Source organism: Johannesbaptistia floridana (genome assembly GCF_057440575.1).
In genome coordinates this window covers 1-1,550 of the sequence record NZ_JALKVM010000291.1, presented here as the reverse complement: position 1 = coordinate 1,550, position 1,550 = coordinate 1, and the positions used below count along the sequence as shown (strand labels likewise).

At 40.5% G+C, this 1,550-nt stretch carries 2 protein-coding genes; both read left to right on the top strand.

Going from position 1 to position 1,550, the window contains the following annotated elements:
* Positions 1 to 73: 73 nt before the first annotated feature.
* Entirely contained in the window at positions 74 to 385 is a 312-nt protein-coding gene (locus tag MW688_RS17775; protein ID WP_486737351.1) for an FAD binding domain-containing protein, read from the top strand.
* A 335-nt stretch (positions 386 to 720) separates the two neighbouring features.
* Positions 721 to 1,518 carry a xanthine dehydrogenase family protein molybdopterin-binding subunit gene (locus tag MW688_RS17770; RefSeq protein WP_486737350.1) on the top strand — a complete coding sequence of 266 codons (798 nt, stop codon included), beginning with the start codon at positions 721 to 723 and terminating at the stop codon, positions 1,516 to 1,518.
* Positions 1,519 to 1,550: the final 32 nt, after the last annotated feature.

Genomic DNA, 1,550 nt, shown 5'->3' with positions numbered 1-1,550 from the left:
ATGAGCAAGTTTTAGCAGTAATGAGTAAATATTTTTCAACTGTATTTAGCCCTTTGTCAAGTCAGGAGTATATCTGAAAATTCGCGATCGCGCCTCCTATGCTTTTGCCCTCATTTCCGTAGCCGCAGCTTTAGATGTAGCTGAAGGTTCAATCACAGATGCCAGAATTGCTCTAGGGGGAGTGGCACACAAACCCTGGCGGGCACAGGAAGCAGAACAGTTTTTAATCGGTAAATCAGTAGATACTGCTATCTTTACTCAAGCCGCAGAAATCGCCCTAGAAAATGCACAACCCCTTACTCACAATGGATTTAAAATAGAACTGTGTAAAAGAGCGATTAAGCGAGCCCTAACCGTTTCTACTCAAGGTGGCGGTACTATTTAGGGTACGGGTGAAAAAGTAAGTTTTGGTGAGGAGAAAGGCACCGAGGCAGGAGGCAGAAGGTAATAATGATTTATGAATTTTCGAGTAATCAAAGAAAAAAATGCACTCTTTCTAGCATAATATATCAAAAAACCTTGCACTTTTTATGATAAAAATGGGATCAAACCTTTATCTAGCAAAAGTTTTACATTTATTCAGCAAGCCCTATTTAGGTAAGAGTAAAAAAGTAAATTCTGGTGAAGGTCAAAGGAATTCGGAATTCGGAAAATTAAGAGCATTACTATTGCTTCTTTTTAATAGAAGAGCTTAATGAATATATAGTTAAATATAAAAGAATGAAACAAATTATTGGTCAACCCCTAAACCGCAAAGATGCCGAAGCAAAAGTAACAGGAAAAGCTACCTACGCAGCAGAACATAAAATTGCTAACTTAGCTCATGCCTACCTAGTAACAGCTACCTGCGCCAAAGGGCAAATAAAGAAGATAAATACTCAAAAGGCAACAGCCACAGAAGGAGTCATCGCCGTTTTTACCCACGAAAATGTTCCTTCAATTGCCGCAGCCAATGCTATGACCTACGAACAACGTCTACCTCTATCAGATAATCAAATCCACTATGCAGGTCAAATAGTAGGGATAGTAGTAGCTGAAACTTTAGAAATAGCAAGAGATGCAGCCCATCAAGTTCAAATAGAATATGAAACTCAATTGCCCCAAATGGAGCCTCAAAACACTGAATATGAAAAAGCCATATCTATATTCGGAGAGGATTTAGAATTTCAAACAGGGGATTGGACAACAGGGGATTTTGAGGAAAAAGGAGCAACAAAAATAGAAGCAACCTATACAACGGCTGTAGAAATTCATGCACCCATGGAACCTCACGCCCTCATAGTAGATTGGCACAGTCAAGAAGCCGTAACTATTTACGAACCGAGTCAATGGGTAGCGGGGTCTCAAAAAACCTACAGTGGCTTATTCAATATAGCTCCAGAACAGGTACGTATTGTCAGTCCCTACATAGGAGGAGGTTTTGGTTCAAAAGCCTTCCCTTGGCCTCATGCTATCCTCACAGTGGCTGTAGGGAGAGTGAAAGATTACCGCAGACCATCAAGACTGCTTTATCTGTGAAGGATAGGGCACATCTATGGCGCGTGTATTAT

Coding starts and splice junctions, on each gene's coding strand:
- MW688_RS17770 (WP_486737350.1), top strand. CDS start 721: ATGAAACAAATTATTGGTCAACCCCTAAACCGCAAAGATGCCGAAGCA.